This is a genomic window from Stenotrophomonas africana, from assembly GCF_013004645.1.
Classification (GTDB): Bacteria; Pseudomonadota; Gammaproteobacteria; order Xanthomonadales; family Xanthomonadaceae; genus Stenotrophomonas; species Stenotrophomonas africana.
Map to the genome: position 1 here is coordinate 129,004 of NZ_JABEME010000005.1, position 15,378 is coordinate 144,381.

Here is a 15,378-nt window from a genome sequence, read left to right on the forward strand (position 1 = left end):
TTCATTGGAAGCCCACGATGCTCGTCCTGATCCAGCGTGTCAGCCAGGCTGCCGTCCATGTCGATGACGAGGCGGTAGGGCAGATCGGCCCGGGCCTGCTGGCGCTGGTGGGCATGGAGCCGGGCGATACCGAGGCCCAGCTGCGCCGCATGGCCGAGCGCCTGCTGGGCTACCGGGTGTTCGCCGACCAGGCCGGAAAAATGAACCGGTCGCTGCGCGACACCGGCGGTGGGCTGCTGCTGGTCAGCCAGTTCACCCTGGCGGCCGACACCCGATCGGGCATGCGGCCCAGCTTCACCAGCGCCGCGCCGCCGGACGAGGCTGAACGCGGGTTCAATCGTTTTGTCGAGATCTGTCGTGAAAATCACGCGCCAGGGGTGGAAACGGGTCGATTTGGTGCCCATATGGTCGTCAGCCTGGTCAATGACGGTCCCGTGACCTTCCTTCTCAGGCCCTAGGCCGCCGGGACCACCGCCCGGCAGGCCGGGCCCCGGGCTGGTATAATGCTACGTTCCCTATTTCTCCCTAGCCGGTGGCGCGAGCACTACATGGCCAACGAACGTCCTGCCCAATCCGAAATCAAGCAACTGATCAGCAAGGGCCTGGAACAGGGCTACCTGACCTACGCCGAAGTCAATGACCATCTGCCGGACGACATGGTCGACCCGGAACAGATCGAAGACATCATCGGCATGATCAACGGCATGGGCATTGATGTCCATGAAGTTGCGCCGGATGTGGAAACCCTGCTTCTCAACGACGGCAACACCGGTAACCGCGAAGTCGATGACACCGCGGCCGAAGAAGCCGCCGCCGCGCTGAGCGCGCTCGACACCGAAGGTGGCCGTACCACCGACCCGGTGCGCATGTACATGCGCGAAATGGGCACCGTCGAGCTGCTGACCCGCGAAGGCGAAATCGCCATCGCCAAGCGCATCGAGGAAGGCCTTTCGCAGGTCCAGGCTGCCCTGGGCCAGTTCCCGGTCTCGGTCGAGTCGCTGCTGACCGACTACGAAGCCCACAAGGAAGGCAAGAAGCGCCTGGCCGAAGTGATCGTCGGCTTCAACGACCTGGCCGACGAAGTGCCTGCGCCCGCCGCTGTCGTTTCCGATGATGGCGATGATGCCGACGCCGAAGCCGACGAGGACGAGGACGATGATGTCGAGGGTGGCGAGGAAGAAGCCGCACCGACCGGTCCGGACCCGGAGGAAGTCGCTGCGCGCATGCAGGCGCTGAGCGATGCCTTCAATGCCTTCAAGAAGGCGGCGACCAAGGGCGACAAGAAGAACCTGCCGCGCCTGCGCGAAGAGATGTCGGCGGTGTTCGTCACCCTGAAGCTGCCGCTGCCGCTGACCGATGTGCTGACCAAGCAGCTGCGCGACACCATGGCGTCGATCAAGGCCCATGAGCGCCGCGTGCTGAACCTGGCCACCGTCACTGCCCGCATGCCGCGCAAGGACTTCATCCGTTCCTGGGAAGGCAACCAGACCAACCTGGAGTGGGTGGAAGACGCGCTGAAGCGCAAGCAGAAGTGGTCTTCGGCCCTGCGCGAAGTGAAGGACCAGATCATCGCCGAACAGCAGGCGACGATCGACATCGAAAAGCTGACCCAGCTGGACCTGGAAGAGCTGAAGGAAATCAGCCGTGCCATGGCCTACGGTGAAGCCAAGGCGCGCAAGGCCAAGAAGGAAATGGTCGAGGCCAACCTGCGCCTGGTGATCTCGATCGCCAAGAAGTACACCAACCGCGGCCTGCAGTTCCTCGACCTGATCCAGGAAGGCAACATCGGCCTGATGAAGGCCGTGGACAAGTTCGAGTACCGCCGCGGTTACAAGTTCTCGACCTACGCCACCTGGTGGATCCGCCAGGCGATCACCCGCTCGATTGCCGACCAGGCACGCACCATCCGTATTCCGGTGCACATGATCGAGACGATCAACAAGTTGAACCGCATTTCCCGCCAGATGCTCCAGCAGTACGGCCGCGAGGCTACGCCGGAGGAGCTGGCCAAGGAAATGGACATGCCGGAAGACAAGATCCGCAAGGTGATGAAGATCGCCAAGGAGCCGATCTCGATGGAAACCCCGATCGGCGACGACGAGGATTCCCATCTGGGCGACTTCATCGAGGACACCAACGTGGAGTCCCCGATCGAGAACACCACCAACATCAACTTGTCTGAAACCGTGCGCGACGTGCTGGCCGGCCTCACCCCGAGGGAGGCCAAGGTGCTGCGCATGCGCTTCGGCATCGACATGAACACCGACCACACGCTGGAAGAGGTCGGCAAGCAGTTCGACGTGACCCGCGAGCGCATCCGCCAGATCGAAGCGAAGGCCCTGCGCAAGCTGCGTCACCCGAGCCGCTCGGAGCAGCTGCGCAGCTTCCTGGATATCGATTGACGGGTATCCGCCGCATATGAAGCATCCGACAGACCCCGTGGAAGCGGGGTCTGTTTTTTTTTGCCTGCGGTCTCGTCCGCGTTGCGCGCGACGGGATAGGATGCGTGTCCTGTTTTCGCACTGGTCAATGGAATGCCGATGAAACTGCCGATCTTGCTGCTCTCGCTGTCACCGCTGGTTGCCTGGGCGGATACTCCACAACCACCGGCATGCAATGCCGAGAGTTTCTTCAGCAGCCAGTTCGACTATGCCGTGGGTCGCGTGGTCGACGCCGGGCAGGTGCTGCTGTTGGGCGAGGCAGAAGGCTGCCTGGACGAGGAACGGGAGGGGTGCCGCAGTGGCGAGGAGATGGAACCGGGGACCGGCCTGGTGATCGGCGACAGCTGGAACAACTACTACTGCGTGAAAGCACGTTCGCCGAGCAAGGAAGTGGTGGGCTGGGCGCCGGAGTCGCGCGTGATGGAAACGAGCAACTACTACGAGACCAGCTTGACCAGCTGGGTCGCCCATTGGGAACGCAGTGACGGAAATGCCATCGACATCGCGGCCAAGGGGGACGCATTCGAGCTGAGCACGCAGGAGGGCGGCGAGGGGGCGGCACCGCGGGTCCTGGGCCGCGCTGCACCGGAGGAGGACGAAGACGTACTGCATCTGCGCCAGGGTGACTGCACGACACGCGTACTGCTGCGCGGCGCCGACCTGGTGGTGGCTGACAACGGACAGTGTGGCGAGCACGAGCGCCGCCTGCGCGGTGAGTACCACAACCGTGCGCCGTTGGATCGGTTGATGCAGCGCCTGGGGCAGTAGTGGCGCGCAGTGGAAACCCTTTGCCGGCCTCACTACACTGTGAGGCTGCGCCGGGCCTATAGCTCAACGGTTAGAGCAGGGGACTCATAATCCCTTGGTTTCAGGTTCGAATCCTGATGGGCCCACCACATCGCTGTCCAACGAAGTCCAGTGACGAAGCCCCGGTGGCGTCTGGCTGGTGCATCAGGGGGCGCCAGGGGCAGCACCTTGCGGCGATGCCCCTTCATTGAAGGGCCCTCAGGATCGCGGCAGATTCTCGATGGGACCAACGCGACCGGGCGGGGGCGGCTGACAGTTGCCGAAGCACCCGCCACCACCGGGGAACCAGCCGCCGATCCCGCCACCACCGCCAGTGCCACCTCCGCCACCGCCACCGCCAGACGGCGGTGTCGAGGCGAAGCTGTCTTCAGTGCCGCCTGACTCTTCTGCCGACTTCCCGCACGGCTTGCTGACGGTGATCATGCTTGAGCCGGTCATCATCATGATTTTCGTCTTGTACATGACGTTGCCGACGAAGGACGTGTTGCGCCATGCATCGGCACCGAAGGTCCTTTCAGCGGTCTCATCCAGTTTCTTCAGGAATGCCCGGTTGGGTGCCTCTGCGGACGAGGCACCGGCTTGCTTGGCCGCCGCAATATCCTTCAGGTCGACCGATATCGAGAACGGGAGCATTGGAAGAACGGTGCAGGCCAGAGCAACACCGGTAATGGTGAAAGCTGCGGTGGCCAGGGCGAATTTACTTACAGGTTTCATTGCCATCCTTGCGAGTTGTCAACGGGGAACGGGCGGTAATCGGGAACGAACGGGTTGCCCGTTCTTCCCTGGTAGAGCTGGTTGAAGGTAGCGTTCAGGCGAAGCGCTTCGGCCTCCCCCTGCATCCGCTCCTCGATGGTGAGTGGCGCAGAGAACATGATTTCCCTGCCAAGCGCAGCGGAAGGGTCTGCGCGCATCTCCAGGACACGCGAAACCGCGTATGCGTTGATGTTTCCCGCTCGACCGGTGGATGCGAAATGTGTCGCAAGCAACTGCAACGCAAAGTAGTTGCCGTCCACGGCGGACGACATCATCTGGTCCAGGGCCGCTCGATCGGGGAGCCTTCTCGAGTCCAGGATCGTGCGGGCAAGCTTGTCGCCGTTATTGGCGGCCTGTTCCAGCAACGCGTCGGGCGCGCTGGAGTAGGAAGCCCACTGCGCGGTGTTCGGATAGCCGTGTTCGTCCAGCCAGCGTTGCTCCTCGCGGCTACGCCCATCAAAGGGATCATCGTCCTTGGGCTCCATGGCATCGCGATTCTGCGGAACACCGGGAAACAGCATGCTCGTGCTGTTGGCAGGCCGTAACGCGGGTGACGCCGCCGAAGGTGTCGGCGCGGCGGGATTCTCGCGCGGTCCTCCCGCCTGTCCAACCTTCGGTGCTGCTTGCGAGGCCTGTGGCGTGGGGCGAAGGAGGAGAAAGGCGGCTACTGCTCCCGTGGCGAGTACGGCAACGATGAGTGCTGCAGCGAATTTCTGCGATGAACTTCTGTATTCCATGAGGGTGGTGCAGTTTCCTTGCGATGAACACTGAGTCTGGTACGCGACGCAACAACGTTGGAGTTGCTCGCGCAACTGAAACGGAGTGCACGCAGGCCGCCGGTGATGGACTCGATCCCGTATGCACATCTGCATCGCCCGTATAGAACGGAAAAGTGGTGCGGCCTCCCCCAGCCCTCTGTGGTCTGTATTCAGTTCTTGTTTACGTTCTGGTCCGGCACACGCTTCGGTCCCGGTGCCGGGCGACCCGTTGCACATCAACGACTACGGGTCACGAACAGTGCTTCGGGAACCGCCACAAGCCTATTGGAGGGAGTCCCGCGCCTTTGTATCGGCGCAGGGAATCCGCTTGCTGGAACCTCCCGGCTGAGGCCCGCTCAGCCGCAGGCAGCGCAACACCATCGATCGCCGCCCCCTGTGTCGAATGACACATGCCCGACCATTTCTGCTGGCGGGAAGATGACGGCATCCCGAAGTGGAGTGATCTGATGCCTGGTACGCTCAGTCGTCGCACCTTCCTGGCCAGTGCCGCTGCCGTTCCAGCGGCCGCGCTCATGCCGGCGGGCATTGCTGCCGGGAAGACGTATGCAGTCCTCACTGAGAGCTTGATCGAGACGGAACGGGATGCAATCCGCTCCGCCATGAAAGGCAGCGACATCGGTGCCGCTGCCGTCTGCCTGGTCGAAGACGGGCAGGTGCGCTGGGCCGAGGGCTTCGGGTACGCATCGGGCGACGGTAGTGCAGCAGTAGACGCCAGTACGATGTTCAGCATCCAGTCCACCTCGAAGAATTTCGCGGCGGTGGCGGTGCTGTTGGCCGTGCAGGACGGCATCCTTGAGCTGGACGCGCCCATTACCCACCATCTGCCGTCGTTCACGGTGCGCAGCCGCTTTGAGCATTCACCGCAGGAGCACATCACGCTGCGCCTGCTGCTCGCCAACCGTGCTGGATTCACGCACGAGGCGCCGCTGGGCAACAACTACGAACCGGCGTCACCGGGCTTTGATGCGCATGTCCGCAGCATCTCCCAGACATGGTTGCGCTTTCCGGTAGGTACGCGCTACCGCTATTCCAACCTGGGCTTCGACCTTGCAGGCCATGTCCTTGAACAGGCCGCGGGTGTCGATTACCCGCAGTGGCTGCGGCGTCGGATCTTCGAGCCGCTGGGAATGCACGACAGTACGGCGGATGCGTCGGTCTATCTGGCAAGCAAGGGCCGCGCATTGGGAACCCAGGAAGGCTTCGTGCAGGTACCGCCGGTGACGCCACTGGTGGTGTCCGGTGGCGTCTGGACCAGTGCTGCCGACATGGCGAAGTATCTTGGCTTCATGCTTGCTGGCGGTAAGGCAGGCACGCAGCAACTGCTCGCACCTCATCTCTGGGACGAGATGCATGGCTTCGGCCTGGGTGGCGACTACGGGCTAGGTGTGATGCGCAGCGAGCGCCGCTACGGCAGCACACCGGTACGGCTGCTGCACCACCGCGGTGGCGGCTTCGGATTCGGTTGCGTTTTCACGTACTGCCCGCAGGCGCAGGTGGGTTTCGCTGCAATGTTCAACCGTGCGACGTCCGCAGGGTACGGCTTCGGCGAGCGTCTGCTCGATCAACTGTTGTCGGCGCGTTTCGGACCACGGCAGCCCCGCGTGCCGGTATCGTCGCTGGCGCCGATCCGATTGAACCAGAGCCAGCTGCAGCGGATGGCGGGAAACTGGATTGGTCGCAGCGCCAAAGCGAAGATTGTGGCTGCCGAAAATGGTGAATTGCTGCTGCGTCGAGAGGCCAGTGAAGCGGGTACCCGGCTTGCGGCCATCGACGGCGATCAACTGTTTACCGAAGGCGCCGATGGAGAGGTTGCGACGTACCGTTACCATGCGGCAGCGGACATGCTGCCTGCGCATCTGGAATGTACGAACGGGGAAGATGGCCTGGACCAGAACGACACCATGGAGATGCCTGCCGGGCCGAATACCCTCCATTGGCACCCCTGGTTGGGTCGCTATCGCATCGACCAATGGGGCAAGCCGTCAATGTCCGTTGAGCTGGAGCAACGACAGGGCTGGCTGTACATCGATGGCATCCGCCTGGTTGCTGAGGTGGAGCCTGGCCTGTTGTTCACCAGCGATGGCGAAGCCGTGGACTTCCGTGGTCCCCAGCCGACGTGGCGCAACCTGCGCTTGCAGCGCGTCCGCAATGCGGACGCTGGCTGATGCCTGCGTGGCGTTGGGTCAGGCGCGCCGCCCCCGGCCGTCAATGCTGTAGCGCCCGGCGCCTGTGCAGGCCAGCAGCAGGAAGCCACCGGCCAGCCCAAGGTTCTTCAGGAACATGATCTGCTGGGTCTGGTCGGCGAAGTTGTGGTGGAAGATGAAGGCGGTGACCAGGCTGAAACCCACCAGCACGACCGACACCAGCCGGGTCTGGAAGCCGAGCAGGATGCACAGTCCGCTGCCGATCTCGAAGGCGATGGTGGGCCAGAGCAGGAGGCCGGGCACGCCCATGGCTTCCATGTAGCCCTGGGTGCCGCTGAGATCACCGAGCTTGCCCAGGCCGGAGACCAGGAACAGCGCCATCAGCAGGATGCGTGCAAGCAGGTAAGCGAGCGAGTGGGAAGCGTGGCTCACGTCGGTGTCCTCGGAGATGGCCGTCGAGGGTGATCGGAGCCCACCGGCGGTGAAGCCTGTGTCTACGCGAGGCGCAAGGCGCCTTGACAGCTGGCGGTTCGCAGGAGACCTTTCTCCCATGACGATTGATATTGAATCGCTCAGCCTTCGGGAGCTGGGCGCCTTGGTGGTTGCCGCTGAACAGCGGAAACACCTCATTTCCAGCCGCCGTCCGGCCAGTGCGGTGCGACGGATGCTGAAAGCCGCCGCGGCCGAAGCCGGCTACACCCTCGAAGAACTCTTCGGTGGCGAAGCCTCGGAAACACCTGCGCCCGCCCGCAAATCCGCCCGCCGTAAATCCGGCAAAGTCGCGCCCAAGTATCGCGACCCGGAATACAAGCGCCTGACCTGGACCGGTCGCGGGCGCATGCCGCGCTGGTTGGCGTCCAAGGTGTCGATGGGCCACAAGGCCACCGATTTCCTGATTCCTGGCTTGGCCAGGCCGACCGCTGGCAAGACCAGCACCATCGGCAAGCGGACCGTCATCAAGAAGGGATGAGGCTGCGGCACTGCTACCCTGCCGGGTCTTTCAACCGAGGAGCACGGGATGGCACACGAGGGTGGCATGACGATCACGCTGAAAGTCCTGTACACAGCCGCAGGCGCGGCCGTGCTGGTCAGCCTGCTGGCCTGGGCGGTGGAATGGAGCGGAATGGCCTATGTCTGCCCATACTGCCGCGTGCAGCGCACGGTCATCGGCGTGCTGGGTGTGCTGACGCTGTTCGCGCGACCGGGCGGGCTCATCGTGCCGTGGTTGTCGTACACCGCGGGCGGCTTCGCGTTCGTGGTCGCGGCAATGCAGCACTTCAACGGCTGGAAGCGTATTTCCGCCGGAGATTTCAGCTTCAACGCGCAGTGGTACATCGATCCATGGCTGCTGTCAGGCTGCGCGATGCTGATCCTGGTGGCACAGCTGATGCTGGTGCAGGCTGCGTGTCGGCGCAGTCTGCGCTGATGCCTCTGCCCACGGGGCGTAGCCTCAGGCGTTCTGGAATACCGCCAGCTGCGCGGCGAACGCGCGCTGGTACGCCGGTCGTTGCGTTGCGCGTGCCACATAGGCGACCACCTGCGGGTGCTCGTCGAGGAGGCCGCTGCTTTTCAGGCGTAGCAGCACCGAGACCATCATCAGGTCGCCGGCGCTGAATTCGCCCTCCAGCCACGACGACGAGCCCAACCAGGCGGACAGTTGTGACAACCGCGTACGCACGCGCTCTTCAAGCATCGGCAGACGCTGCGCATACCAGGGCTGCTCGCGCTCCAGCACCCAGGCCATGGAACGTTCGACGATGGGCGGCTCCACCGTGTTCAGCGCGGCAAACATCCACATGATCGCGCGCATGCGTGCAGCCGGATCGGCTGGCAGCAGGCCGGGGTGTTGCTCGGCCAGGTGCAGCACGATCGCGCCGGATTCGAACAGGAGCCGGTCGCCGTCCTGCCAGGTGGGAATCTGCCCGAAGGGATTGCGCGCCAGGTGCGCGGGCTGCTTCATCTCGGTGAAGCTGAGCAGCTGCACGTCATAGGGCACAGCCAGTTCCTCCAGCGCCCAGCGTACGCGCATGTCGCGGGCCAGGCCTTGGCCACGGTCGGGGGAGGCGGCGAAGGCGGTGAGGATGGGAGGCATGGGAACAGTCCGCGCGGTCAAGGAAGGTTTGATGATCTGACGAGCGAGTGTGCCGAAAATCGACAGGGGCGGTGCCCTGCACGTCGCCTGCACGTGATCTGCACGCAGGCACTGTCCTGGATCCATCAGTCTGCCGGGGTCATCCGCAGAGACAGGTAGCAGGAATGAATACCCCCGGAAAACCGAAGCCTAGTTGGCGCCAGAGAAACGTGCTGATGGGAGTGCTCGCCGCAGTCCTGGTGATCGTGGTGATCATCCTCTTCATACCTTGGTGAGTTGCCCAGGATCGCTCGATGTGATCCACGCGCCACTGTGACGTGAAGCAGTCAGTGCGGGTTGGGTGAAGTGATGTGCGTATCAATCGTTGCTCACCTGCGAACTACACGAGCATGTCCAGAGTGGATCCGCAGGCAGCGCAGTCGAGGCTGCTTTTCTCCCCCGAAACGACGATACAGGAGCAACGCCATGAGCACCCAGTCCACCATCGAACATCGCCTCAACGACCTGATCGAGATCGCCCGTGACGGCAAGTCGTTCTATGAAGAAGCCGCGACCAAGGTGAAGGACGCCGAGCTTTCGGCCCTGTTCACTCGCATTGCCGGCGTCAAGGGCCGCATCGTGGCCGCATTGAGTGGCTCGGTTGCAGCCAGCGGTGGCAAGCCTGCCGAGCACGGCACCGTGGTCGGCTCGATGCAGCAGTTCTACGGCAAGGTGCGCGCCGCGTTCGGCGATACCAACTACGGCTATGTGGCCGAGTTGGAGGAATCCGAAGATCGCCTGCTGGGTGCGTTCAAGGACGTGCTGAAGGACAACGAGCTGCCGCCGGCGGTGCGCCAGGAAGTGACCCAGCTGCTGCCGGAAGTGCAGGAATGCCACAACGTGATGCGCGCGCGCAAGCATGCGATGAAGGCGGCTTGATGATCATCGGCGGCCCATTCCCCGGGGTCGCCGCGGCCGGGGCGGCATCGCTGCCCGGTCACCCTGAACCGGTCGCTGCTACACGCTGACCGGTTCCGCACGGCCAACGATGGACACCGTGAACAACGGGAACGGTCCGCAGACAGTTCGCTGAGCCGCAACAACGACGCAGACGTACCATGGCGCGTCGCGTGATTTCGCCGACGCGTCGGGTACGGCGGTGGCGCTTTACTACGCCGTACAGAGCGTGATCGTGGCCGGCTTCGGGACACTGGCTACCGTGTTGTTGCCGGGGGACACGATGTGGCCGCTGGTGGCCTATGGCCTGCTGTTGTCCCTGGCCAGCCTGATCGCTGTGGTGGCGTTGCGGTGCCGCACATAGCCTTGGGCAGTGAATAAAAATGGGGCGGCCAAAAGGCCGCCCCAACCCGTCAATCGATCATGTGCGTGGCGTTAGAAGCGCACCGACCAGCGCACGTTCGCACTGTGGTCGCGGCTCTCGCTGCCGTACTGGCCGCTGTAGCCCAGCTCCAGCTGCTGACGCGGTGTCAGCCACGCGGACAGGCCCAGTTCGGCCACCACGGCGTTGTCGGCAATCGGAGCACCCTCGACCACGAAGGTGGTGTTGCTGTTGGCGAAGGCCAGGTTGGCCACCTGGTTGCGATCACCCGAGGCACGGCGGTAGCCGACACCGCCACGCAGGTGCAACCAGCTGTCCTGCTGGAACGATGCCTTCAGGCCCTTGTCGAAGCGCAGGCCAGCGGTGGCGACCGTGGTGCCGGTGTCGTCCACCTCGCCGTGCAGGGCCGCCGCACCGCCGCGCTCGTTGATCTGCTTCAGATCCACCTCCACGCGGGCGACCTGCAGGTACGGCTCCAGCCCGGCTTCCGGGCCACCGAAACGGTAGCCGGCTTCGATGAAGGCCTGGCGGGTGCGGGCGTCGTAGCGTGCGCTCAGGCTGTCGCTGAAGCCCGCGAAGGCCACATCGCGTGTGCTCTTCACCTCGTGCTTGCTCCAGGCCACGCCGCCGCGCAGGCCGAAGCCGCCCCAGGTGTGGCTGGCGTAGGCGCCGAAGTGCGTGTTGTCGATCTTCGACTTGGCGCGGCGGTCCTGCTGCTTCACGTCGGTACGGCCGGTGCCGGCCAGCACGCCAACCTGCCAGCCGGAGAACTCGCGGTCGATGCCGACCAGCAGGCCGTTGCTGTTGGCTTCGGTGCGGGCGGTGTTGGCGTTGCCATCCAGCTTGCTGTTGCCGCCCAGGGCCTGCACCCATGCGCCCGTGGCGTCGCCCGCATCGGCACCGGGTGCGGTGGCACCGGCACGACGTGACAGTGCGGCATCGCGCACATAGCGGCTGCCCTCGACCAGGGCCAATGCCGTGGCCGGATGCAGCTCGCCGCTGAGGCCATCGAGCACGCCACCGACCTGTTGCGGGAACAGCTGCGTCAGCGGCTTGGGCAGGCCCTGGTTGATCGCCAGCACGTCAGCGGCGCCGGCCACCGCGCGTTGATTCGGCGTGATGGCGGCACTGGCCAGCGAGGCGCCGCGGGCCACGTCGATACGGGTGCCATTGGCACCGTAGGCGAGGCTGAACTGCAGGAACGGCGAGAACGCACTGAAGTCGGTTTTGGCGAACTGGCCGCTGACGCCGCCATCGGCGCGGATGAAATTGAACTGCTCGCCGAGGTAGTAGGTGCCCGGCTCCGGCAGTGCGACCAGAGTGCCGCCGAGGGTGGCGGTGCCGGTCACGTGCAGCTGGTCACTGCGCCCGCCCGGAGCGAGTTCGGCCGCGTAGACACCGGTTGCGCCCTGCACGTAGTCGCCATTGATGGTCAATGTGCCGATGGAGTTGCCGGGCGCGATGATGCCGTCCACGCGGGTGTTGCCCAGCGTACCGACACCCTTCAGCAGGCCGTTGGCACCGACCGTGGTGGTGCCGCCGGTCTGCGTGCCGTTGAAGGACACCACGCCACCGTTGACGGTCAGGTTGCCGTCCTTCAGCAGGCCGCTTGCGCTGACCGTGCTCACGCCCCCGGTGGTGTTCAGCGCGGTGGAGACCAGGCTGCCGTTGAGCAGGAACTGGCCACCCTGGACCTCGACCGCAGACGTGAGCGTGTTGGCACCGTTCAATTCCAGCGTGCCGTCCTGCAATACCGCGCCGTTGAAGGTGTTGTCGCCGCTCAGGCGCAGCCAGCCGATGCCGGACTTGGTCAGCTTGCCGGGGCCACCGATGTCGTTGGTCCAGTCATCCCAGGCATCGCCCTCCCACACCTTCAGGCCGCCGGCCTTCTGGTTCATCACCACGTTGGTATCCACGCGCAGCGAGCCATAGCCTTCGATGGCCTTGCGCAGGTCCATCAGGCCCCAGCCGTAGATCTCGTCGATGCCCGGTGCGCCCAGATCGCGCGCGGTGGTCAGCAGCACGTCGCGGACCTGTGCGCTGTCCAGATAGGGGAAGCGTTCGAACAACAGTCCCAGCGCACCGGTGACGTGCGGTGCGGCCATCGAGGTGCCGCTGAGCAACCCATAGCCGTAGGTGGGCACACGCTGGGTGACGTCAAGCGACAGATTGCCGTTGGCATCCACGCCCAGCGCCGCCGCCACTGCGGAATCATCGCCATAGACTGTGGAGTTGATGCCTGAGCCGGGAGCGGCCAGGCACCAGTTGGCGCTGAGGCCGCACTTGTTGGAGGTCAGGCTGAGCGTGAAATCCTGGCCGACGTTGACGACACTGAGCCAGTACTTCTCGATGTCAGCGAAGGCACGCGGCAGGGTGGCATACATGCCGGCGATCGGGCTGGCCGATACGGGAGCCGCAACATCGCGTGCAGGCGAATTTCCCGCTGCCCAAACCTGGATCATGCCATTGGCGCGGGATCCGTCGGCATAGGTTGCGAGGTAATCGCGATCATCCGGATCGTTGTAGATCTGATCCATCAGTACCGCATTGGGCTCATTACTCAGACCCCAGCTATGGTTGACCGCGCGCACGCCCTGGGCGTTCATCTGGGCGTACATGTCGACCACGGCGGACGAATCGGGGCCAACGCTACCCAGTGAGACCACCGAATAGCCGGTTGCCGTACGCTGCCATTCGCTGGCGCTGTTGAAGAAGAGGCGGGCGACGCTGAGATCCGCCCCGAAGGCGACCCCATGCATACCATTGCCGTCGCGGTTGGCGGCGATGGTGCCGGCCACATGGGTGCCGTGTACTTCAAAGCCGATGCCGGGCTGAACATAGGGACCCGCCATGATCAGGTCGCGAATGTTCTGTGGGACGTTGGCGTTGAAGCCGACGTAGCTTACCTGCACGTCGTCGCCATCGCTGGAGAAGCAGGCGCCGGGACCCGTGAGCTGTGTGGTGTTGGTGCAGTGCGAACCGTCGGCCAGCAAGTCGGCAATGTGGATGCTGCGATGGTTCTTCCCGGCGAACTCTGGATGGTCCAGGCCGGTGCCGCTGTCGAACACACCCAGGCGGATGCCGGTACCGGTCAGGCCCCGCGCATAGGCGTGGTCTGCGTTGGTCGCGGCCAGGCCCCAGTCGGCGTTGAATTCGTTCGTGCGCCAGCTGGCCGGATCACCTGGCTTACCGGGAATCGACGTGGCGCTGGCTGCTGCTACGGGTGTTGTGGCCGACAGGTTCGCGTCGGTCGATGAACTCGCCAGCGGTGTGGGCTGCGCCCACGCGGCCTGCAGTTGGCGCTGCTGCTGCCAGGCATCGAATGATTCGCTGGCCATGGCCGGGAGTGCGGTGGCCAGCAACAGCGAGCTGGCGACGGCAAGCGCCAGCGGGCGATGTGAGAGGGAGCGGGACGAACGGCCGTACAGCGGGTGATTCATCAGACAACTTCCTTGATTGACGGACATCAAAGGCCGTTAACCCCGCAGCGCGCCGATCACCCCCAGTGGCGTGAAGAAAATTTAATGAACAGGTTAAGATTGGGTGACATCGGCTTTCACTTCGTCTCCCTGCGGTCCCGCTACCGTGACCCAGCCTGGGCTCACCAGGCCTATCAGGGAGTGATGCAATGCGAGTTTTCAGGAAAGTGATCGCAGGGGCTGTGTTCGCGCTGGCATGTACTGGTTCGGTGGCGGTGGCAGGGCCGGTCGAGCCCTGCGACAAGCCGTGCTGGCGGGCTTACCAGATGTGCCTGGCCAGTGGCGCCGATGCCGGTGAATGCCAGCAGGCGTACAACACCTGCGTGGTCGACCTGTGCATGGGCGTGTGAGTCGCGCCGTTTGAGCGTTGCGTTCTATGGAGCCCCGTCATCGACGGGGCTCTTCTGTTTCAATCGAGGATGCCGGCATCGATACGGTAGTCTCGGCATGTCTTCATGGGCAGAGGAGTGCCATGGCCGTCAAACGTGTCGTCGCCAACATCGCCACGCCTGACCCTGCGCGTGCCGCAGCGTTCTATGGCGAACTGCTGGGCATGCCGGTGGTGATGGACCACGGTTGGATCGTCACCCATGGCGGTGAGGGCAGCGCGCTGGCGCAGATCAGCTTTGCCAGTGAAGGGGGTTCCGGCACCGCAGTGCCGGACCTGTCGATCGAAGTGGACAATCTGCAGCAGGTACTGGAACGGATACGCGCGGCCGACATCCCGCTGGAATATGGCCCGGCCGATGAACCCTGGGGCGTGCGCCGCTTCTTCGTCCGTGACCCCTTCGGGCGATTGTTGAACATCCTCGCCCACACCTGAGCGACAGACGGTTCGTCAGCGCCGCTTGGCACCGGCCGGTGGCACGCCGACCAGGCGCAGGCAATCGGCCTGCACGGCTTCGATGAACGCGTCGGCATCCTGTGCCGGTGTGGCGATCAGGTCGTCGGTAGCGCCGTGCACGCCGGCATAGATCAACGAGGCAGTAACCTGCGGCGCTGGAAGCTGCCATAGACCGGCGGCGTTACCCGCTTCGAGTATGCCCAGCAGGTGCTGCTGGATTGTGTTGCGTTCGGCGTTGCCGCGCTGATGGTGGTGATGGTTGGCGTACACCACGTCGTGCAGCGCGCAGGTGCGCACGTAGAGCTCGATGTTGGTGCGGATCCAGGCACGCAGGCGTGCTACGCCATCGCCGGCGGGGTGTTGCTGCACGGCCTGGTCGACCGCTTCCATGAACTGCCGCGTGTAGCGTTGTGCCAGCGCCTGCAGGATCTCGGTGCGCGAGGCGAAGTAGGTATAGAAGGTGCCCTTGGCCACATCAGCCGCGGCGACGATGTCGCTGATGGTGGTGGCGTCTACCCCCTTTGACAGGAACAGTGCCTGCGCGGCGTCCATCAGTTCTTCCTGACGGGTTTCCGCGGGCTTGGTGCGAGGCCTGGCGACAGCTGGGGTCTGCATGGTGGGCAAGGTTCGGGTGCGACGGTAGCCATTCTAGCCGTCCTTCAACATTGACTGACCGCCGGTCATTGACCGACGGTCAGTCAGTGGCTACGATGCGCGCACG

Annotated in this window: 16 protein-coding genes and 1 tRNA gene; 11 read left to right on the plus strand and 6 right to left on the minus strand. The window is 64.2% G+C overall.

Annotated elements, in window-relative coordinates; genetic code table 11:
* Window positions 1-17 precede the first annotated feature (17 nt).
* From dtd to HLA98_RS10985, 4 genes are all read left to right on the plus strand, one after another.
* Window positions 18-458 carry a D-aminoacyl-tRNA deacylase gene (gene dtd, locus HLA98_RS10970; RefSeq protein WP_057501621.1) on the plus strand — a complete coding sequence of 147 codons (441 nt, stop codon included), beginning with the start codon at window positions 18-20 and terminating at the stop codon, window positions 456-458.
* A gap of 90 nt (window positions 459-548) precedes the next feature.
* Complete coding sequence (gene rpoD / locus HLA98_RS10975) at window positions 549-2,402, plus strand: RNA polymerase sigma factor RpoD (RefSeq protein WP_049449065.1); 1,854 nt, start codon at window positions 549-551, stop codon at window positions 2,400-2,402.
* Window positions 2,403-2,540: 138 nt separating this feature from the next.
* Complete coding sequence (locus HLA98_RS10980; RefSeq protein ID WP_057501622.1) at window positions 2,541-3,209, plus strand: hypothetical protein; 669 nt, start codon at window positions 2,541-2,543, stop codon at window positions 3,207-3,209.
* Window positions 3,210-3,261: 52 nt separating this feature from the next.
* Window positions 3,262-3,337, plus strand: a tRNA-Ile gene (locus tag HLA98_RS10985).
* Between the two features lie 109 nt (window positions 3,338-3,446).
* Here the strand turns inward: HLA98_RS10985 and HLA98_RS10990 are convergent.
* Together HLA98_RS10990 and HLA98_RS10995 are read right to left on the minus strand one after the other, a co-directional pair.
* A complete protein-coding gene (locus HLA98_RS10990) occupies window positions 3,447-3,962 on the minus strand; it encodes a hypothetical protein (protein ID WP_065428149.1) in 516 nt (171 codons plus the stop codon).
* Window positions 3,959-4,522, minus strand: a complete 564-nt coding sequence (locus HLA98_RS10995; protein ID WP_049451464.1) for a hypothetical protein — start codon at window positions 4,520-4,522, stop codon at window positions 3,959-3,961. Before HLA98_RS10995 ends, HLA98_RS10990 begins: the two co-directional genes overlap by 4 nt.
* 647 nt (window positions 4,523-5,169) lie before the next feature.
* Between HLA98_RS10995 and HLA98_RS11000 the strand changes: the two genes are divergently transcribed.
* Complete coding sequence (locus HLA98_RS11000; protein WP_232015495.1) at window positions 5,170-6,945, plus strand: serine hydrolase domain-containing protein; 1,776 nt, start codon at window positions 5,170-5,172, stop codon at window positions 6,943-6,945.
* An 18-nt stretch (window positions 6,946-6,963) separates the two neighbouring features.
* Here HLA98_RS11000 and HLA98_RS11005 read toward each other — a convergent pair whose 3' ends face one another.
* Window positions 6,964-7,356, minus strand: coding sequence for a DoxX family protein (locus HLA98_RS11005; protein WP_057501623.1), 393 nt, complete (start codon window positions 7,354-7,356; stop codon window positions 6,964-6,966).
* A gap of 118 nt (window positions 7,357-7,474) precedes the next feature.
* Here HLA98_RS11005 and HLA98_RS11010 point away from each other — a divergent pair, with 118 nt between their 5' ends.
* Together HLA98_RS11010 and HLA98_RS11015 are read left to right on the plus strand one after the other, a co-directional pair.
* The gene (locus HLA98_RS11010; protein WP_057501624.1) at window positions 7,475-7,894 is read left to right on the plus strand and encodes an H-NS histone family protein; all 420 of its coding nucleotides are present in this window, start codon (window positions 7,475-7,477) and stop codon (window positions 7,892-7,894) included.
* Window positions 7,895-7,942: 48 nt separating this feature from the next.
* Window positions 7,943-8,350, plus strand: coding sequence for a hypothetical protein (locus HLA98_RS11015; RefSeq protein ID WP_057501625.1), 408 nt, complete (start codon window positions 7,943-7,945; stop codon window positions 8,348-8,350).
* A 24-nt stretch (window positions 8,351-8,374) separates the two neighbouring features.
* On the opposite strand, the gene HLA98_RS11020 is transcribed toward HLA98_RS11015, so the two are convergent.
* Window positions 8,375-9,016 (minus strand): glutathione S-transferase family protein, encoded by a 642-nt coding sequence (locus HLA98_RS11020; protein ID WP_057501626.1) that lies wholly within the window; start codon window positions 9,014-9,016, stop codon window positions 8,375-8,377.
* 465 nt (window positions 9,017-9,481) lie between these two features.
* Here HLA98_RS11020 and HLA98_RS11025 point away from each other — a divergent pair, with 465 nt between their 5' ends.
* Both HLA98_RS11025 and HLA98_RS11030 read left to right on the plus strand, forming a co-directional pair.
* Window positions 9,482-9,934 (plus strand): PA2169 family four-helix-bundle protein, encoded by a 453-nt coding sequence (locus HLA98_RS11025; RefSeq protein ID WP_005419568.1) that lies wholly within the window; start codon window positions 9,482-9,484, stop codon window positions 9,932-9,934.
* A gap of 220 nt (window positions 9,935-10,154) precedes the next feature.
* Complete coding sequence (locus HLA98_RS11030; protein WP_232015496.1) at window positions 10,155-10,316, plus strand: hypothetical protein; 162 nt, start codon at window positions 10,155-10,157, stop codon at window positions 10,314-10,316.
* A 71-nt stretch (window positions 10,317-10,387) separates the two neighbouring features.
* Here the strand turns inward: HLA98_RS11030 and HLA98_RS11035 are convergent, their stop codons facing one another.
* Entirely contained in the window at window positions 10,388-13,774 is a 3,387-nt protein-coding gene (locus HLA98_RS11035) for an autotransporter domain-containing protein (protein ID WP_057501627.1), read from the minus strand.
* 188 nt (window positions 13,775-13,962) lie between these two features.
* Here HLA98_RS11035 and HLA98_RS11040 point away from each other — a divergent pair, with 188 nt between their 5' ends.
* Together HLA98_RS11040 and HLA98_RS11045 are read left to right on the plus strand one after the other, a co-directional pair.
* On the plus strand, window positions 13,963-14,163 hold the full coding sequence (locus tag HLA98_RS11040) for a hypothetical protein (RefSeq protein WP_049449083.1): 201 nt from the start codon (window positions 13,963-13,965) through the stop codon (window positions 14,161-14,163).
* A gap of 122 nt (window positions 14,164-14,285) precedes the next feature.
* A complete protein-coding gene (locus HLA98_RS11045; RefSeq protein ID WP_057501628.1) occupies window positions 14,286-14,636 on the plus strand; it encodes a VOC family protein in 351 nt (116 codons plus the stop codon).
* Window positions 14,637-14,651: 15 nt separating this feature from the next.
* Here the strand turns inward: HLA98_RS11045 and HLA98_RS11050 are convergent, their stop codons facing one another.
* Window positions 14,652-15,272: a TetR/AcrR family transcriptional regulator gene (locus HLA98_RS11050; RefSeq protein WP_057501629.1), complete on the minus strand. Its 621-nt coding sequence runs from the start codon at window positions 15,270-15,272 to the stop codon at window positions 14,652-14,654.
* Between the last annotated feature and the right edge of the window lie 106 nt (window positions 15,273-15,378).

What these genes read in the sequence shown, in the direction of transcription:
- HLA98_RS11035 (WP_057501627.1), bottom strand. Translation starts at nt 13,774, where the DNA reads ATGAATCACCCGCTGTACGGCCGTTCGTCCCGCTCCCTCTCACATCGC.
- rpoD (WP_049449065.1), top strand. Translation starts at nt 549, where the DNA reads ATGGCCAACGAACGTCCTGCCCAATCCGAAATCAAGCAACTGATCAGC.
- HLA98_RS11045 (WP_057501628.1), top strand. Translation starts at nt 14,286, where the DNA reads ATGGCCGTCAAACGTGTCGTCGCCAACATCGCCACGCCTGACCCTGCG.
- HLA98_RS11020 (WP_057501626.1), bottom strand. Translation starts at nt 9,016, where the DNA reads ATGCCTCCCATCCTCACCGCCTTCGCCGCCTCCCCCGACCGTGGCCAA.
- dtd (WP_057501621.1), top strand. Translation starts at nt 18, where the DNA reads ATGCTCGTCCTGATCCAGCGTGTCAGCCAGGCTGCCGTCCATGTCGAT.
- HLA98_RS11015 (WP_057501625.1), top strand. Translation starts at nt 7,943, where the DNA reads ATGGCACACGAGGGTGGCATGACGATCACGCTGAAAGTCCTGTACACA.
- HLA98_RS11040 (WP_049449083.1), top strand. Translation starts at nt 13,963, where the DNA reads ATGCGAGTTTTCAGGAAAGTGATCGCAGGGGCTGTGTTCGCGCTGGCA.
- HLA98_RS10995 (WP_049451464.1), bottom strand. Translation starts at nt 4,522, where the DNA reads ATGCTGTTTCCCGGTGTTCCGCAGAATCGCGATGCCATGGAGCCCAAG.
- HLA98_RS11010 (WP_057501624.1), top strand. Translation starts at nt 7,475, where the DNA reads ATGACGATTGATATTGAATCGCTCAGCCTTCGGGAGCTGGGCGCCTTG.
- HLA98_RS10980 (WP_057501622.1), top strand. Translation starts at nt 2,541, where the DNA reads ATGAAACTGCCGATCTTGCTGCTCTCGCTGTCACCGCTGGTTGCCTGG.
- HLA98_RS10990 (WP_065428149.1), bottom strand. Translation starts at nt 3,962, where the DNA reads ATGAAACCTGTAAGTAAATTCGCCCTGGCCACCGCAGCTTTCACCATT.
- HLA98_RS11050 (WP_057501629.1), bottom strand. Translation starts at nt 15,272, where the DNA reads ATGCAGACCCCAGCTGTCGCCAGGCCTCGCACCAAGCCCGCGGAAACC.
- HLA98_RS11025 (WP_005419568.1), top strand. Translation starts at nt 9,482, where the DNA reads ATGAGCACCCAGTCCACCATCGAACATCGCCTCAACGACCTGATCGAG.
- HLA98_RS11000 (WP_232015495.1), top strand. Translation starts at nt 5,170, where the DNA reads ATGCCCGACCATTTCTGCTGGCGGGAAGATGACGGCATCCCGAAGTGG.